Here is a 16,873-nt window from a genome sequence, read left to right on the forward strand (position 1 = left end):
GGCTACTTTCCCAGGCCGGCCTTGCGCAGTGCCTCGGCCATGGCGGTGTTGACCGGGGCGGGCTTGGGCGGCGGCGTCCGCTTGGCGTCGGCACGGTCGTTCCTCGCGGGGCGGCCGTCGTTCCTCGCAGGCCGGGCGTCGCTCCCCGGCCGCGGTGCACTGTTGCCCTGCCGCGGCGCACTGCTCCCCTGCCGCCCGCCGGCAGCAGCCGGCCGGCCGTCGGAAGGTGCCGGTTCGTCGTCGAGCCTCAATGTGAGCGAGATGCGCTTCCGCTCAGGATCGGCCTCGAGGACCTTGACCCGCACCACCTGCCCGGACTTCACCACTTCGCGCGGATCGGACACGAAGCGGTTGGCCAGCGCAGACACGTGCACCAGCCCGTCCTGGTGCACGCCGACGTCCACGAACGCCCCGAACGCGGCCACGTTGGTGACGGTTCCCTCCAGAATCATTCCGGGCCGGAGGTCGGAGATCTTCTCGATCCCTTCCGAGAACTTGGCCGCTGCGAAGGCCGGCCGTGGATCCCGGCCGGGCTTCTCCAGCTCGGAAATAATGTCCTGCACGGTGGGCAGGCCGAATGCGCCCTCAACGAAGTCCTGCGGGTTGAGCGCCGCGAGGCTGCCGGCACCCGTCGCGCCAAAGGCTGCCTTGCCGGCAGTTGCCGTTCCGCCTGCGGCGGCGAGGATCTTGCGCGCCACCGGGTAGGCCTCCGGGTGCACACTGGACGCGTCCAGCGGCTCTGCTCCCCCGGTAATCCGCAGGAAGCCCGCGCACTGTTCGAACGCCTTGGCGCCCAGCCGCGGCACTTTCTTCAGCTCACTCCGCTTGGCAAAGGGCCCGTGCTCGTTCCGGTACGCCACGATGTTCTCGCTCAGCAGCGGTCCGACGCCGGCCACGCGGCTCAGCAATGCGGGCGACGCCGTGTTGACGTCCACCCCAACAGCGTTGACGCAGTCCTCCACCACGGCATCCAGGCTGCGGTCCAGCTTCGCGGCCGTGACATCGTGCTGGTACTGCCCGACGCCGATCGACTTGGGCTCGATCTTCACCAGTTCCGCCAGCGGATCCTGCAGGCGCCGGGCGATGGACACAGCCCCGCGCAGGGAAACATCCATACCGGGCAGCTCGGCAGCAGCCAGAGCCGACGCCGAGTACACGGACGCTCCAGCCTCGGACACCACGAGCTTTTCGGGCGCCCGGGTTCCGGGCGCTCCGGTCCCCGATTGCCCCGCAGTTTGCCCTGCCCCGGACTCCGCTGACAGCTTCTTGATCAGTTCGAGGGCAAGCTTGTCGGTCTCCCGTGATGCGGTCCCGTTGCCGATCGCCACGAGTTCGACGGCGTGCTGGCGCGCCAGCCGGACCAGCGTGGCCAGGGCTTCGTCCCATTTCCGTGCCGGGGCGTGCGGGTAGACAGTGTCTGTGGCCACCACCTTGCCCGTCCCGTCCACCACCGCCACCTTCACGCCGGTGCGCAGCCCGGGATCCAGTCCGAGGGTGGCCCTGTTCCCGGCCGGGGCAGCCAGCAGCACGTCGCGAAGGTTGGCGGCGAAAACCCGGACCGCTTCGTCTTCCGCCGCGGCGAACATCCGGCCGCGCAGGTCGGCCGTCAGCCGGGCCAGCACCCGCGAGCGCCACGCCACCTGCGCCGTCTGCAGGAGCCACTCGTCGGCGGGCCGGCCGCGGTCCGCAACCCCGAGGAACCTGGCCACGGCGGATTCGTACCGGCCGCGGGCGGCGGCCAGGGCGTCGTCGTCGGACGGTTCAGCTTCGGCGAGATCCAGCTCCAGCACCCCGTCCTTTTCCCCGCGGAGCAGCGCCAGGACACGGTGCGACGGCATCCCGGACGGCGCCTGAGAAAACTCGAAGTAGTCCTTGAACTTCTGGCCCTCGGTCTCCTGGCCCTTCTTTACCCGGGACACCATGCGGCCCTGGGTCCAGAGCCTTTCACGGAGGCTGGCGGCGAGGTCGGGGTCCTGCGCCACCCGCTCCACCAGGATGGACCGGGCGCCCGCCAGCGCCGCGGCGGCGTCGTCGATGGAGTGTTCAGCGTTCAGGTACTTGGCGGCCTCGCGCTCCGGATCCAGTTCCGGGCGCTTGAGCAGCGCATCGGCGAGCGGCTCCAGCCCCGCCTCGCGGGCGATCTGAGCCTTGGTCCGCCGCTTGGTCTTGAACGGGAGGTAAATGTCTTCGAGTCGGGACTTGGTATCGGCGTCGACGACGGCGGCCTGCAGTTCCGGTGTCAGCTTGCCCTGGGAGGCTATCGCCTCCAGGACGGTCCGACGGCGGTCCTCCAGTTCGCGGAGGTACCGTAGCCGCTCCTCGAGCTCGCGGAGCTGCGTGTCGTCCAGGGTCCCGGTGGCTTCCTTGCGGTACCGGGCGATGAAGGGAACCGTCGAGCCGCCGTCGAGCAGTTCCACCGCTGCCTTGACCTGCCAGGCCTTCACGCCCAGTTCGCGGGCGATCTGGGCCGCGATCTGTTCCGCCACGGCGTCGGCTGTCTTTCCGGCGGGCTTGCCGGTGGTCTTGCCGGCCGGCTGGTCGGCTGCCAGGGCGGCAGTTTTTCCGGGCATCGCGGCGCCCGGAGTTGCGGGGGACGGGGAAGGGCGCTGCGGGATGTGGTTCACCCAGAACATTTTGCCTTACCGGACCGACACTATGGCACGGGCTGCGCGAGATTGGGTCTACCGGGCCCGGGGCATAAGTGATGTAGTGGCAGTAGGAAGGCCAGCAACCAACGGAGGCGGTCCATTATGCAGGAGTTGCTCATTATCCTTCAGGACGGCTTTGAGGAGGACAATGTCACCGTCTTCGTTAATGGCAAGCAGGCCAGGCGCGACACCGATCTCTCCACCAATCCGCTCTTGGGCATAGCAGAGGAGGTCGCAATCGAGCTTCCGGCGCGCGGGGCCACCATCGGCGTCGAAGTCACCAGCCGGGGTCTGGCCGGCGGCGTCAAGCTCAGCGGACGGCCGAAGAGCCTCCTCGTGTCCATCGAGGAAGGCAAACTGGTGATTCGGGAAGGAACCGGACGCGAGGCCTTCCTGTAGCTTGCGGTCCACCGGAGACCCGGCGCAGGAGACCCGGCGCAAGTAAACACCGGCAGACAGGGACGAGCGCCAACTGACCGAGCGCCGCGAACGGTTCGCGGCGCTCGGTCAGTTGGCGCTGGGTCAGTTGCAGTCAGCCGGTGCTTTCATCCGGCCTTAGGCCATGTTCTCCATGGGCCTTTTTTCCGAAATGTGTTCCACCAGTTCGCCGACGCGCTCTTCCGAGTAGTTGCGTGCAATGTCGCCCTGGCTGATGATGCCCACCAGCTTGTGGTCGGAAATGACAGGCAGGCGCCTGATCTGGTACTGCTCCATCACTGCGATGGCTTCGTCGATGTTGGCGTCAGCATCGATCCAGCGCAGATTGCCCTGGGCCAGATCGATGGCCCTGACTTCCCTGGCGTCCAGGCCCTCGGCAACGCACCGGAGTACGATGTCGCGGTCGGTGATGAGTCCCTTGAGTTTGCCTTCGCTGCCGCAGATCGGCAGCGATCCACAGTCAAGGTCACGCATCATTACAGCTGCTTCCTGCAGCGTCTGATCCTCCTTGACGCACTGTGCGTTGGTGGTCATGAATTCACGTACGACGCTCATCAGTCCTCCTTCATCGGTTGGGGTTCGACGCAGGGGCCTCGGCTCCGGCGCCGATGCTGTCAGCCTACGCCCGGGCAAACGCCCTGACTAGGCTCAATCATGGTTCGTCGGACCGCGGATCAGGACGGCGCGCCCGGGCCGGTTTGGGGTCGATTTTTGCCTACAAACAGGGCCTGGACCATCTCGTTCCACTGCCGTCTTGCTTAAGTTGAAGATGCCCGCCTACTCGGCGATGTCCTCAGCCCACAGCGCCGGGTGGTCCTGCTGGAAGCTGAGCATCATGTCCTCGCAGCGCTGGTCGTCCAGCACCAGCACTTCCACCCCGCGCGAGCGCAGGAGCTCAAACTCGCCGGCGAACGTCCGGGCCTCCCCCACCACCACCCTGGGAATCTTGAACTGGATGATCGTCCCTGTGCACATCGCACACGGGGCCAGCGTGGTGTACAGCGTGGTGTCCCGGTAACTCTTTTGCCGGCCGGCTGCCCGGAGCGCGGCCATCTCGCCGTGGGCGATCGGATCGCCGTGCTGCACGCGTTCGTTGTGCCCGCTGGCGATCACTTCGCTCCCCCTCGCCAGCGCAGCCCCGATGGGTATGCCGCCTTCACTGAGGCTCTTTTGTGCTGCCCGGACGGCAGCTTCGAAAGCGGCTTCGTCGAATGCAGTAAAGGCAATCTGCTCAGTCATGTTCCCCAGTTCGGTCTCGGCGGTTCGGGTCGGCAATCCAGCGGGCCCTGGGTTGTTGGGCTTTCAGTGCCTGGTGCTTCTCAGACCATACGCCGGCGGTGCGAACCCCGACCAGACCCCACGGCCCTTGGGCGTGGCTCTCAGATCCGGTCCCGGGTGGTCACCGCGGCGGTGAATTTCCCGGCGGCCCAATAATGTCCGGGGGCTTTGGTAGCTTGGCTATAGGACATCAACGGCAACACGATATCGACGGCAACGAGGCGCAGTGTTTCTTCTTGAACCGCAAGCACCGGATCTGGATCAGGATCTGGTCTTCTCCGCGAGCGATCTCGTCATCGCGGCCACGTGCGAGTATCAGCTGCTGCGCAAGCTGGACGAAAAACTGGGCCGGTCCCCCAAAGCGGAGTTCGAGGCCGACGAAATGCTGGCGCGCACAGCGAAGCTTGGTGACATCCACGAGCACAAGGTCCTGGACAAGTTCCTGGAAGAGTTCGGCCCGTGGGATCCCGCCACCGGCCGAGGTGTGTACGACGTCGCGGCCGCCGGGGCCATGGACCGCACCACCCTGCAGGCCAAGCATGCCGAATCCGTTCATGCCCTGCGGGCAGGGGCGGACGTCGTCTTCCAGGCGGCTTTCTTCGACGGCCGCTTCCACGGCCGTTCCGACTTCCTGGTCAAGCAGGCCGACGGCAGCTACGCCGTGTACGACACCAAACTCGCCCGCCACGCCAAGGTGACGGCGTTGCTCCAGTTAGCCGCGTACGGCGACCAGCTTCTCCACGCAGGAATTGCGCCGGACCCTGCGGTCACGCTGATCCTGGGCGCCACGGTGGATATGCCCGAAGGCGGCTTCGACTACGTTCGGAGCAGCCACAAACTGGCGGACATCCTGCCGGTCTTCCGCGAAAGGAGGGACCGGTTCCTGGCGCTCACTGCCGGCCACCGCAACCAGTCCGACGTCGTCAGCTGGGGCGCGTCCGGCGTCGTGGCCTGCGGCCGTTGCGATTACTGCCAGGAACAAGTAAAAGCCACTGATGATCTCCTCCTGGTGGCACGGATGAACTCGTCCCAGCGGAAGAAACTTCACGCGCAAGGGATCTTCACGGTCAAGCAGCTGGCAGACGCCACGTTGCCCGGAGCCAACGCCTCGCTACTGCGTATGCAGGATCAGGCCAGGATGCAAAGCAATGCCGGAACGGCGGAGGGATCCGTCAGTTACGTCAAGGACGGTGAACAGCACTGCATTAGCTACCGTGTAATCCCGGAGAACACGCTGGCGGAGATTCCCCCGCCGAGCCCCGGAGACATCTTCTTCGACTTCGAAGGGGACCCGCTGTGGCAGGACAGCGCCACCGGGGTCTGGGGGCTTGAGTACCTTTTCGGGGTCATTGAAGCACCGCTGGAGCCTGGGGGCACTACCGTTTTCAAGCCGTTCTGGGCACACAGCCGAGCGGCGGAGAAGCAGGCGTTCCTGGATTTCCTGGACTACGTGGAGAACAGGCGGCGCAGGTATCCCGACATGCACGTCTACCACTACGCCGCCTATGAGAAGACCGCCCTCCGCAAACTGTCGGTCATGCACGTCGCAGGGGAGGACACCGTGGACAACTGGCTGCGGGACGGGCTCCTGGTGGACCTGTACCAGACCGTCCGGAACAGCATCCGCGTCTCCGAGAACTCCTACAGCATCAAAAAACTCGAGCCACTCTACATGGGCAACAACCTCCGCTCCGGGGATGTGAAGGACGCCGGCGCCTCGGTTGTGGCCTATGCCGACTATTGCGAAGCGCGCGACGCCGGGCTGGACGGGGATGCAGCAACAATCCTCGCCGGCATCTCCGACTACAACGAATACGATTGCCTCTCCACCCTGGAACTCCGCAATTGGCTACTGCGGCTGGCCGGCGAGCGCGGCATCGGCACCGCACCGGGGAGCAAAAAGACTGCAGGAAATTTAGGGCTAGCGGCACCTGACTCCGATGATGGTGCCGCGCCCAGGCGGTCTGAACTCGCCATCAGAGCCTTCCTGCACCGGGCAGCGGAGTTCCGCGCCGAAGGTGCAGCGGCTGGCACCCTCCGTGCCGCCGGTGGGCACGGCGGCACGGACCCCGACGTTCAAGCCGTGGCCATGGTGGACGCGGCCGTCAGCTACCACCGGCGTGAGCGCAAGGCCTTTTGGTGGGCACACTTCGACCGCTGCGAAAACGGACCCGACACCCATCAGCAGGACCGCAACGTCTTCCTCGTGGAGGAGGCCCGCATCCTCGATGACTGGCAAAAGGCCGGCACAAAGCTCCCGGAGCGCAGGGTGCAGCTGACCGGCACGGTGAGCGCCGGTTCGGACCTCCGCGAGGGCAGCCGGTGGTTCCGGATGTACGACCGACCGCTGCCGGCCGGGCTGGAGGGCGCGGGAAGCGACGGCTCCGGGCGCAATGGCCTGTTCGGGACAGAGGTCCTGGAGCTCGGCCACGAAGACGGCCGGGATACCGTGGTGATCCTGGACAGGCTGCCCCGGAAAATCGAACCTCACAACAGCCTGCCCGTCGCCCTCACCGAGGACCGGCCGATCCCCACCAAGAGCTTGGAGGAGGCGCTGGCGCTGCTGGCAGACCAGGTCGCAGCCGGGCTTCCCGACGGCACGGCAGCAGCCCTGGGGAAACCCGCGTTCCGGAATCATCCGGCCCTGGACCTCGTGCGCCGGGTTCCGCCGCGGCTGGTGACAGGAGGGTCGCTGCCAGCACCGGCCGGCGGCCCGGACCGCTTCATCGACGCCATCACGGCCGCCGTAGAAGCGCTCGACCATTCGTACCTGGCCGTCCAGGGTCCGCCGGGTACCGGCAAGACACACGTCGGTTCCCACGTCATTGCACGGCTGGTGGCCCGGGGCTGGAAGGTGGGAGTTGTTGCCCAGTCGCACGCTGTGGTGGAGAACCTTCTCTGCACGGCCGTGGAAAAGGCGGGAGTGGACCCGCTCAGGGTAGCCAAAGACGTGAAGCACGATGATTCCCTGCCGTGGGACCACCGGGCGGCCGCTGATGTGGACAGGTTGCTCAACACCCCGGGCGGGGCCCTGGTGGGCGGCACCGCCTGGACCATGACCGGCGCCACCGTGCCCGCGGGGTCTTTGGACCTGCTCGTGATCGATGAAGCCGGGCAGTTCTCGCTCGCCAACACCCTGGCTGTTGCGCAGGCCAGCCCGCGGCTGCTGCTGCTTGGCGATCCGCAGCAGCTCCCCCAGGTCAGCCAGGGCACGCATCCTGAGCCGGTCAACGAATCCGCCCTGGGCTGGATCTCTGCCGGCAATGCCACGCTTCCGCCGGAGTACGGCTACTTCCTGGCAGACACCTGGCGGATGGCATCTCCGCTGTGCGCTGCCGTGTCTGAGCTCTCGTACGAGGGCCGGCTGCAGTCTGCCAGCGCGGCGGACCTACGCTTCCTGGACGGCGTTCCCGCCGGAATCGAAACAGTCATGGTGCCGCACAGCGGAAACATCACGTCTTCGGCCGAGGAAGCTGCCGAAGTGGTGCGGCAGGTCGGCAGGCACCTGGGATTGACGTGGCTCGACGACGGCGGCAGGAGACCGCTGGGGCCCGAAGACCTCCTGGTGGTGGCGGCCTACAACGCCCAGGTGAACCTGATCAGGGATGCCCTGGATGCTGCCGGCCACCCGGCCGTCCGTGTCGGTACCGTGGACAGATTCCAGGGCCAGGAGGCGGCTGTGGTGATCGTTTCCATGGCCTGTTCAGCTGTGGCCGAGGCTCCGCGCGGCATGGAGTTCCTGCTCTCCCGGAACCGGATCAATGTCGCAGTCTCCCGCGGGAAATGGCGCGCTGTGGTGGTGCGGGCTCCGGAGCTGACCAACTACCTGCCCACTCATCCGGAGGGCCTCGAACAGTTGGGCGGTTTCATCGGGCTCTGTCAGAGGTCTGTTCCGGCCTAGAGGCGATCAGCAGGGCTTCATCCAGCACCCTGCCAAAGTTGGCGGCGTCGTGCGCGAAGCGGCCAAGGAACAGCCCGGACACGCCGCCGAGCCGGGGCAGCAGGCCGGGCTTTGCTGAACCGCCGTAGATGACCGGAAGTTCCTGGAGCCCGTGTACGGCAAGGAGGGCACGGAGGTGATTCACGACGTCGGACACGTACGCAGCGTCGGCCGGTTCGGCAGCGCCGATGGCCCACACGGGCTCGTAGGCAATGACGAGGCGCGAGGCCAGCGCCCAGTCACCGCCAACCGCAGCCTCGATCTGCCGGTGCACAAAGTCGGCGGCAGTCGCGCCGCCAGCTGAGCCGTCGCTAGCTGAGACTTCACCGGCTGAATCTTCTCCGACGCAGAGCAGCGGCGTCAGCCCGGCGTCGACCGCGGCCCGGACCTTGAGCGCCACCACGGCGTCGTCTTCGCCGAAGTGCGCCCGGCGTTCGGCGTGACCGATCTCCACGAGGCGGACGCCCAGTTCGGCGAGCATGGACGGTGCCACCTCGCCGGTCCACGGTCCGTCTGCCCAGCCGCAGTTCTGTGCGCCCAGGACCAGCGGCGACCCGTCCAACATCGAAGCAGCCGCCGGAAGCACCGGAAACGACGGAATGACGAACGGGACAACCCGCCCGGCCGCGAGGGCCGGACGGGAGTCCACTTCGTGCCGGAGCTGTTCCAACCAGTCCAGGGTTTCCCGGTATCCCAGGTACATCTTGGTGCTGACGCCCACGTAGGTGATCGGGGCGTGGGCACCGGACGCCGGGGATTGGCTGGCTGACGCAGGCTTCCGCAACCTACTTCTCCAACAGTTCGTCGGCCTTGTTCTGGAACCTCTTGGTGGCGTACATCATGATCGCGGCCACGAACGGCAGGACCCCGAGGGCATAGACGCCCATGGTTCCGGTGTCGGACGCAGTGACCTGGTTGACCGTGGTGCGCAGGATCGGCGCCACGAAACCGCCAAGGTTGCCCAGGGAGTTGATGAGGCCGATGCCCGCGGCCGCTGCCGTCCCGGTGAGGAACGCCGTCGGATAGGACCAGGCGATGGGGCCGATCGACAGGAAGCTGCAGACCGCCAGGGTGATGAAGAGGATGCCCAGCGCGGGAACGTGGTTGGCGCCGGCCCAGGCCGAACCGAAGATGCACAGGCCGGTGGAGAGGAAGAGCCCGGTGCCCCAGATCCGGCGGCGGACGATGGTGTTAGCCGCCTTGCCGATGAAGTAGCAGGCGAAGATACCGAAGAACCACGGGATGGCTGCCAGCAGGCCCACCATGATGCCCACCTTCTGGCCGGTCAGCTGGGCCACCTGCTGCGGCAGATAGAACGTCACGCCGTACACCGCCACCTGGAGGCAGAAGTAGATGACAGTGAAGTACCAGACCTTGCGGTTCTTCATGGCTGCCAGCACGCCGCGGGGACCGGTTTCCTCCTTGACGGTGTCCTCGAGCGCCATGACATCCAGCAGCGCCTTCTTTTCACCCGGGTTCAGGAACTTCGCGTCCTGCGGGCTGTTGATCAGGAAGAAATACGCTGCGATGCCGGCCACGACCGCCAGCATGCCTTCGACGAAGAACATGACCTGCCAGCCGGCCACACCGGGCACCTGGTCGCCGATGTTGATCAGCCAGCCGGACAGCGGGGCGCCCATCATCTGGGAGAACGGCTGGGCCAGGTAGAAAATGGCGAACATCTTCACGCGCACCTTGTTCGGGAACCAGGCCGCCAGGAACATGATGACGCCCGGGAACAGGCCGGCCTCAGTCACACCGAGCAGGAAGCGCAGGATGATGAAGGAGGTCTCACCCTGGACGAAGGCGAAGCACGCGGACACGACGCCCCAAGTGATGGCGATGCGTGCCAGCCACACCTTGGCGCCGAACTTGGTCAGGAGCAGGTTGCTGGGGATTTCGAACAGGGCATAGCCGATGAAGAAAATGCCTGCACCCAGGGCGTAGGCGCCGGCGGTGATCCCACGGTCCACTCCGAGCGCGGCTTCTGCGAAGCCCACGTTGGTGCGGTCCAGGAAGGCGACGACATACAGAATGACGAGCATCGGCATGAGCCGGAACGAGGCCTTGGATATCGCCGATTTGAGGATCGGCGAATCCAGGAGCTCCCTGGTGGAAGTTGCTGTTAGGGACATCAAAACTCCTCTTTGAGTAAATCCGTTGCGAACGAAGGTTGACCCGTGGGGTCCTAGCGGGAGAACGCGATGATGAGGACGCCGGCGATGCAGGCAAGGATGCCGACGGCGAGGTAGATCCGGCGTTCGCGGCTCCAGGACCTGAACCCCGTAGCGGCTGCGGGCTGTGCTGCTGTTCGTGTGGTGCCGCCGTGCTGTGCCATGACTGTCCGTTCCTAGTGCATGTAGAGCCCGCCATCCACATTCAGCGTCTGGCCGGAGATGTACCCGGCGTCCTCGCTGATGAGGAAGGCGATGGCTGCTGCGATGTCGCGGGTGGATCCGACGCGGTTGACCACGAGGTCCTTGGTGAGTTCGTCCTTGCGTTCCTGGCTGAGGGTGCCGCCCATGATGTCGGTGTCGATGGGGCCCGGGGAGATGGCGTTGACGGTGATGTCGTACTCCCCCAGCTCGCGGGCAGTGGAGCGCGTCAGGCCGATCACGCCGGCCTTGGCCACCGAGTACGGCGTTTTGGAGAAGGTGCCGCCGCCGCGCTGCGCGGACACGGAGGAGATGTTGACGATGCGGCCAATCCGGTTCTTCACCATGGATTCGGCCACGCGGCGGGTGGCGTAGTGGACCCCGTTGAGGTTGATGTTCAGGACGCGGTCCCATTCGGCGGCGTCCAGTTCCAGGTACGGAACCGGCGAGCTGACGCCCGCCACGTTCGCCAGGGCCACGATCTGGGGCAGCTCGGCCTCGATCGAATCGATGGCGCTGCGGACCGACGCTTCGTCGCCGACGTTGGCGCCGACGCCGTGGGCCTGGACGCCGTACTGGGCGGCGAGTTCCTTGGCGGTCGCTTTGCACAGGGCGTCGTCGAGGTCGATGATGCCGATGTTCCAGCCCTGGGCGGCGAGGTAGTTGGCGGTGGCACGGCCAATGCCGCGCTCGGAGACGGCTCCGGTGACGATTGCCGTGCGGTCTGCGGGGAAAATGCTCATGGTTGCTCCTGGATGATGGCGAAGGAGGGTCCTCTGCCCGGCGGTGGCTGCCGGGCAGAGGAGTATTCGGGCGCTAAGGACTCACGGAAGGGGCGAATCCCGGAGGACTCGCGCAGGTAGAAGCGCCTAGTTGATGGGCCTGGTTAGGTTCGCGCCTAGTTGATGGGCGCGGGGCCGAGGTCTTCGATCAGCTTCTGCATGGCCACGTAGGCCTTGTTGCGGTAGGCGATGAGTTCGGGAGTGCGCTCTGCCGGGACGTTGAGGAAGCCTGCGCCGGTCTTGGTGCCCAGCTTCCCGGCGTCCACGAGGTCGCTGAGGATCTTCGGGGTGGCAAACCGTTCCGGGAAGTCGGTCTGGAGGGACTTGTAGCAGAAGTTGTACACGTCCAGCCCGGCCATGTCCGCGATTGCGAAAGGCCCGAAGAACGGCAGCCGGAAGCCGAACGTGGTGCGGACCAGGGTGTCCACGTCGTCCGCGGTCGCGATGCCCTGCTCCACCAGCTGCGCGGCCTCGTGGAACAGCGCGTACTGCAGCCGGTTGAGCACGAAACCGGTGACGTCCTTGACGACTGCGGTCTGCTTGCCGGCGGCGTGCACCAGGACGCGGACAGCGCCGACGGCGCCGGCCGAGGTGCCGGCGTGCGGGATGATCTCGACGCCGGGGATGAACGGCGACGGGTTGGAGAAGTGCACGCCCAGGAAGCGCTCCGGGTTGGTGACCGGCTCGGACAGGTCGGCAATGGAAATCGTGGACGTGTTGGAGCCGATTATGGCGTCCGGCCGGGCCGCTGCGCTGATGCGGGCCAGCGTCTGGTGCTTGATGGCGATGACCTCGGGTACGGCTTCCTCGATGAAGTCGGCGTCCGCGACGGCTTCCTCGATGTCCTTGGCGGCCCAGAGGTTCTGCTTCAGGATTTCGGTGGAACCTGCGGGGAACAGGCCGTCCGCCACGAACTGGTCGGATTCGGCCAGGAGCCGGTCGTAGTTGCTCTGCGCAACTTCGGCGGACACGTCGGCGAGTGCCACGCGGGCCCCGCCGAGGGCCAGGACCTGTGCGATCCCGCCGCCCATGTAGCCGGAGCCGACGACGGCGATCTTCCGGGCGCTGTTTGCCGCGCTGGCGGCCGCGCTGGTGGGGGTGCTTGCTGTTTCGGTCATGATCAGACTGCCTTCGTGTAGTCGGGCTCGTAGGAGCAGATGGCGTCCACCTTGGCGGCGGAGGATGAGGTCTTATCGAAACGGTAGTCGAGCCATTCGACCACCAGCTTCTTGGCCAGTTCCAGGCCGATGACGCGCTGGCCCATGGTGAGGACCTGTGCGTTGTTGCTCAGCACCGAGCGTTCCACGGAGTAGCCGTCGTGGGCGGTGACTGCGCGGATCCCCGGTACCTTGTTGGCCGCGATGGCCACGCCCAGCCCGGTGCCGCAGATCAGCAGCGCACGGTCCGCGTCGCCGTCGGCCACCTTGCGGGCCGCGTCGACGGCGACGTGCGGGTACGCGGTGGAGTCGTTCGCCCCGACGCCCACGTCCACCACGGACGCCACGCGGCTGTCCGCTTCGAGCAGCGCCTTCAGCGCTTCCTTGTACTCGACGCCGGCTTCATCGTTGCCGATGATAATCCGCCATCCTGCCGCAGCGCTCTGGTTTGCGCTCATGCTTGGGCTCCATTTCCGGCCGCGGAGGCCAGTTGTGCATCGTGTGAATCCGTCAGTTCAGAATCGAGGTAGTTCGAGATCCGGGCCGCGATCAGTCCGAAGGAGACAGCACCTGGATCGGGGTGGCCCAGGCTCTTTTCGGCGAGCGGCCGTGCCCTGCCCTTAAGCGGCCGGAGCGAAGCGGTGGCGTCCGCGGCCTCCTGAGCAGCAAACGCTGCGGCGGCGAGGGCGGGGGCCACGGGAGTGCCGCCGTCGAACGCGGCCAGGAAGGTGTCCTTGAACGGATGTAGCGCGTCGACCATGGTCTTGTCCCCGGGTTCGGCCTTGCCGAGGGCGGTGATTGCGTCCACGAAGGCGGCGACGACGGCCGCCGCATCCTCGCCGCGGTACGCGTCCTTGTTGCCGAGCGCGAGGCCGGCGGCGATCACCGCGGATCCCCACAGCGCCCCGGAGGTTCCGCCGGCCCGTTCGCTCCAGGCCTCCCCTGCCGCGGTGAGTACGCGTTCCACCGAGTCCCCGGCCGCCGAGGTTTCCTGCGCTGCCGCGGCTGCCGCGTCCACGCCGCGGCGCATGCCGATGCCGTGGTCGCCGTCGCCCGCGATCGCGTCCAGGTTGCCCAGTTCCTCTTCATGCTCGACGACGACCGCTTGCACCTGGGCGAGCACAGCGGCTGCCAGCCGGCCCAGGCCGGCTGCTGCCGGCGTCGTTTCTTCCGATGCGGAGGCCACTGCGTCTTCCGGTCCCGCCAGCTCGCGGCGTGCCCGCGGGGCGAGGTTGCCCTTGCGGAACGCGGGGGTGTCGGCCGGGGCTGCCCAGAGCTGCTCGAGTTCGTCGTCCAGCCAGAGCAGGGTCAGGGAGAGTCCGGACATGTCCAGGCTGGTGACCAGCTCGCCGCATTCCGGTTCCACCACGGTCAGGCCGGCCGCCGTCAGGAGCTTTTCGATCTTGCCGAACAGGAGGAACAGCTCGTCGTATTTGACCGTGCCCAGGCCGTTGACGATGGCCACCACGCGGTTCCCGGCGTCGTCGGGTTTGTCCCCAAGGAGCCGGGAGACGAGCAGTTCGGCGAGTTCGGAGGCGGTGGGCATGGGGTGTTCGGAGATCCCCGGTTCGCCGTGGATGCCCAGGCCCAGCGACATCTGGCCCGCCGGTACGTGGAACAGCGGTTCCGCGGCGCCCGGGAGGGTGCAGCCGTCGAAGGCCACGCCGAGGGAGCGGGTGCGGTGGTTGGTCCGGATGGCGAGCCGTTCGACGGCGTCGAGGTCAAGTCCCGCTTCGGCTGCTGCGCCGGCGATCTTGAAGACCGTCAGGTCTCCTGCGATACCGCGGCGCTTCTCGATCTGGTCCAGCGGGGCGCTGGCGATGTCGTCTGTGACGACAACAGTGCGGGTTTCGATGCCTTCCGCGTTGAGCCGCAGCTGTGCCTGGCCGAAGTGGAGGACGTCGCCGGCGTAGTTGCCGTAGCTGAGCAGCACGCCGCCGCCGGCGTTGGCGGCTTTGGCCACCCGGTAGACCTGGCCGGCTGCCGGGGACGCGAACATGTTGCCGCAGGCGGAGCCGGTGGCGAGGCCAGGTCCCACCAGGCCGGCGAAGGCCGGATAGTGGCCGGAGCCGCCGCCCACCACCAGTGCCACCTGGCCGGCAGGGACCTCGGTGGAGCGGACGACGCCGCCGTCCACCCGGGCTACGTAACCGCGGTTGGCCGCCACAAAGCCGTCCAGTGCCTCATCCGCGAAGTCAGCGGGGTTGTCGAAGATCTGGGTCATGGTTCCTCATTGAATCCGTGTTGGGAAAGCGGGGCTGGGTTTGGAGGCCGGCTTCAGTCAGACGCCGGATCCGCTTAGACGCCGGCGAGTTCGACGGCGGACGGCTGCTGCCGTCCCTGGGCCACGTGGCTCTGGCCGAGCGCGTAGCCGTCGGTCTTCGGGAGGACGTGGCGGCGCAGGTAGTCCTGGTTGCTGGCCGTCACGCTCAGGCCGTCTCCGCCGTAGTGCTCAGTGCAGAGGATGCCCTGGAAGCCTACGGAAAGCGCCAGTTTGAAGGCTTCGCGGTAGTTGATGAGGCCGCTTTCCATCGGTGCCGGCATGGTGACGTACATGTCGCGGGCTGCGTCCTCGTCGCGGATGTAGTTCTTCATGTGCCAGTAGTTTGAGTACGGCAGGGTCTTGGCCACCATCTCGCGCCAGTCCTCGATGGGCCGGTGGAGCCGGATCAGGTTGCCGAGGTCCGGGTTGAGGCCGACGTTTGAGAGGCCGATGTCCTGGACCAGCTGCACGGACGAATCCGCGGTGCCCAGGTAGGTGTCCTCGTACATTTCGAGCGAAAGCAGGACGCCAACCTCGGCGGCGTGCCGGCCGAGTTCGCGGAGACGCGTGACGGCGTTGCCCCAGGCTTCCTTGTTCCCCACTGGGTCCTTGTGGCCTTCGACCGTCCAGAACCAGAGCTGCTTCTGCTGCTCGGGCGTGATGGCCTGGTGGAGCCCGAAGGAGACAACTTCGCAGCCCAGCTCGGCGGCGGCGTCGATGGTGCGGTGGCTGTAGGCCAGGTTGGCTTCCCAGTTGCCTTCCTCGATGACGCTGCGGCGGATCGCGGAGATCACCGGGACGCCGATGCCGACGGCGTCAGCCGTCTGCCTGAACTCGGCCAGGCGCTCCTTGCTCAGGTCCCCGGGGCGCACCCAGCTGTCCGTGAGGTCCGCGTTAGCGAACCCGGCGTCTTTGACCTCGGTGAGGACGTCGGCCCAGGCGGAAGCGTCGGCGTCGTTGATGGGGGTTCCCTGGGCGTCGGTGCCCGGGAACTGCAGCAGGGCCGCGGTAATGGGCCAGTTCTCAGCTGTGTAAGCCATGATGTTCACTCCTTGTGCGAATCCTGTTTCCTATAGGATTTACTATCAACAAGGAGTTGTCAAGGTCACACTTCGGGTGGTGCCGGCCCAACTAGCTAGCAGTTAACGTCGTCATGAGGCCTCATGACGACGTTAACTGCCAGTCAGTTGGGTGGGGTGCTTCAGCTTTCCGGGGCGTCGGCGATGGCGCGGCCGCGGACCTTCCGGACGTGCTCGGCCATGGCAGCGGCTGCCTTCTCCGGGTCCCCCGTGGATAGCGCGTCCAGGACCGCCTGGTGCTCGGCGATGGCGTTTTCAGCATCAGTGATGCCGACGCCGCCGAACAGCCGGAACCGCTGAACCTGGCCGCCCAGCGCGGCATAGGCGGCCACCATGAACTGGTTTCCGGTCTGCTCGGCGATGAGCCGGTGGAAGCGTTCGTCGGCTTCGAGGTAGTCACGGTATTCAGCGAACGACGGCCCGCGCGGGGCGGTCTTCAGGTCCGTCACTGCCTGTTCCAACTGGGCAAGCCGTTCCGGGGTCAGCCGGGCACAGGCGAGCCGGGCGTTGACGGGCTCAATGGCGAGCCGGGCCTCCATAAGCTCGGCAAAGTCCTCGCGGGTGAAGACCGGCGCCACGCGGTAGCCCTTGAGGGCCACGCGGCGGACCATGCCTGTGTGCTCAAGCCGGGCCAGGGCTTCGCGGACCGGCGTGGGTGAAACATCGAGATCCCGCGCGGTTCCATCAATGCTGACGGTGGCGCCCGGTTCGAGCCGGCCATCCATCAGTGATTCCAGCAGCTCCTCGTAGACGTGGTCGGCCAGCACTTGGCGGCTCACAGGCCTGCCTTTACGGGTGCCGGGACTGTTGATCTGGGACGGACGCTGCATGTTCAGATCCTATAGGGCTGGTACGGAGCTGCTGGCACGAACCCCGGTGAGAACGACAAAGCGGGGTCGCATCCCGGCCAATG

The 16,873-nt window shown here is 66.6% G+C and carries 14 protein-coding genes; 2 read left to right on the plus strand and 12 right to left on the minus strand.

The genetic code is table 11. The features are described 5' to 3' along the window. Positions 1 to 2 precede the first annotated feature (2 nt). Entirely contained in the window at positions 3 to 2,633 is a 2,631-nt protein-coding gene (locus J2S97_RS10490) for a Tex family protein (protein ID WP_307049091.1), read from the minus strand. A 117-nt stretch (positions 2,634 to 2,750) separates the two neighbouring features. Here J2S97_RS10490 and J2S97_RS10495 point away from each other — a divergent pair, with 117 nt between their 5' ends. Beyond that, positions 2,751 to 3,047 carry a hypothetical protein gene (locus J2S97_RS10495; RefSeq protein WP_307049092.1) on the plus strand — a complete coding sequence of 99 codons (297 nt, stop codon included), beginning with the start codon at positions 2,751 to 2,753 and terminating at the stop codon, positions 3,045 to 3,047. A 156-nt stretch (positions 3,048 to 3,203) separates the two neighbouring features. On the opposite strand, the gene J2S97_RS10500 is transcribed toward J2S97_RS10495, so the two are convergent. Both J2S97_RS10500 and J2S97_RS10505 read right to left on the minus strand, forming a co-directional pair. After that, positions 3,204 to 3,641: a CBS domain-containing protein gene (locus tag J2S97_RS10500; RefSeq protein ID WP_307049093.1), complete on the minus strand. Its 438-nt coding sequence runs from the start codon at positions 3,639 to 3,641 to the stop codon at positions 3,204 to 3,206. Between the two features lie 222 nt (positions 3,642 to 3,863). Then, positions 3,864 to 4,325 carry a nucleoside deaminase gene (locus J2S97_RS10505; RefSeq protein WP_307049094.1) on the minus strand — a complete coding sequence of 154 codons (462 nt, stop codon included), beginning with the start codon at positions 4,323 to 4,325 and terminating at the stop codon, positions 3,864 to 3,866. A gap of 265 nt (positions 4,326 to 4,590) precedes the next feature. Here J2S97_RS10505 and J2S97_RS10510 point away from each other — a divergent pair, with 265 nt between their 5' ends. Further along, complete coding sequence (locus J2S97_RS10510) at positions 4,591 to 8,265, plus strand: TM0106 family RecB-like putative nuclease (RefSeq protein ID WP_307049095.1); 3,675 nt, start codon at positions 4,591 to 4,593, stop codon at positions 8,263 to 8,265. Here J2S97_RS10510 and J2S97_RS10515 read toward each other — a convergent pair. The 9 genes from J2S97_RS10515 to J2S97_RS10555 all read right to left on the minus strand — a co-directional run bounded on the left by J2S97_RS10515 (position 8,231) and on the right by J2S97_RS10555 (position 16,790). Next, a complete protein-coding gene (locus tag J2S97_RS10515) occupies positions 8,231 to 9,088 on the minus strand; it encodes a triose-phosphate isomerase family protein (protein ID WP_307049097.1) in 858 nt (285 codons plus the stop codon). The genes J2S97_RS10510 and J2S97_RS10515 overlap by 35 nt on opposite strands. Position 9,089: 1 nt before the next feature. Then, positions 9,090 to 10,439 (minus strand): MFS transporter, encoded by a 1,350-nt coding sequence (locus J2S97_RS10520; protein WP_307049099.1) that lies wholly within the window; start codon positions 10,437 to 10,439, stop codon positions 9,090 to 9,092. A 53-nt stretch (positions 10,440 to 10,492) separates the two neighbouring features. Next, positions 10,493 to 10,642 (minus strand): hypothetical protein, encoded by a 150-nt coding sequence (locus J2S97_RS10525; RefSeq protein ID WP_307049101.1) that lies wholly within the window; start codon positions 10,640 to 10,642, stop codon positions 10,493 to 10,495. Between the two features lie 12 nt (positions 10,643 to 10,654). After that, complete coding sequence (locus tag J2S97_RS10530) at positions 10,655 to 11,422, minus strand: SDR family NAD(P)-dependent oxidoreductase (RefSeq protein ID WP_307049103.1); 768 nt, start codon at positions 11,420 to 11,422, stop codon at positions 10,655 to 10,657. A gap of 155 nt (positions 11,423 to 11,577) precedes the next feature. Beyond that, positions 11,578 to 12,579 (minus strand): 3-hydroxyacyl-CoA dehydrogenase family protein, encoded by a 1,002-nt coding sequence (locus tag J2S97_RS10535; RefSeq protein ID WP_307049105.1) that lies wholly within the window; start codon positions 12,577 to 12,579, stop codon positions 11,578 to 11,580. Positions 12,580 to 12,581: 2 nt separating this feature from the next. Beyond that, the gene (locus J2S97_RS10540; RefSeq protein WP_307049107.1) at positions 12,582 to 13,076 is read right to left on the minus strand and encodes a ribose-5-phosphate isomerase; all 495 of its coding nucleotides are present in this window, start codon (positions 13,074 to 13,076) and stop codon (positions 12,582 to 12,584) included. Further along, complete coding sequence (dhaL, locus tag J2S97_RS10545; RefSeq protein ID WP_307049109.1) at positions 13,073 to 14,842, minus strand: dihydroxyacetone kinase subunit DhaL; 1,770 nt, start codon at positions 14,840 to 14,842, stop codon at positions 13,073 to 13,075. Before dhaL ends, J2S97_RS10540 begins: the two co-directional genes overlap by 4 nt. Positions 14,843 to 14,916: 74 nt before the next feature. Further along, positions 14,917 to 15,921 (minus strand): sugar phosphate isomerase/epimerase family protein, encoded by a 1,005-nt coding sequence (locus J2S97_RS10550; RefSeq protein ID WP_307049111.1) that lies wholly within the window; start codon positions 15,919 to 15,921, stop codon positions 14,917 to 14,919. 161 nt (positions 15,922 to 16,082) lie between these two features. Further along, positions 16,083 to 16,790: a GntR family transcriptional regulator gene (locus J2S97_RS10555; RefSeq protein WP_307049114.1), complete on the minus strand. Its 708-nt coding sequence runs from the start codon at positions 16,788 to 16,790 to the stop codon at positions 16,083 to 16,085. Between the last annotated feature and the right edge of the window lie 83 nt (positions 16,791 to 16,873).

Origin of the sequence: Arthrobacter oryzae (genome assembly GCF_030812315.1) — a bacterium.
Classification (GTDB): domain Bacteria; phylum Actinomycetota; class Actinomycetes; order Actinomycetales; family Micrococcaceae; genus Arthrobacter; species Arthrobacter oryzae_B.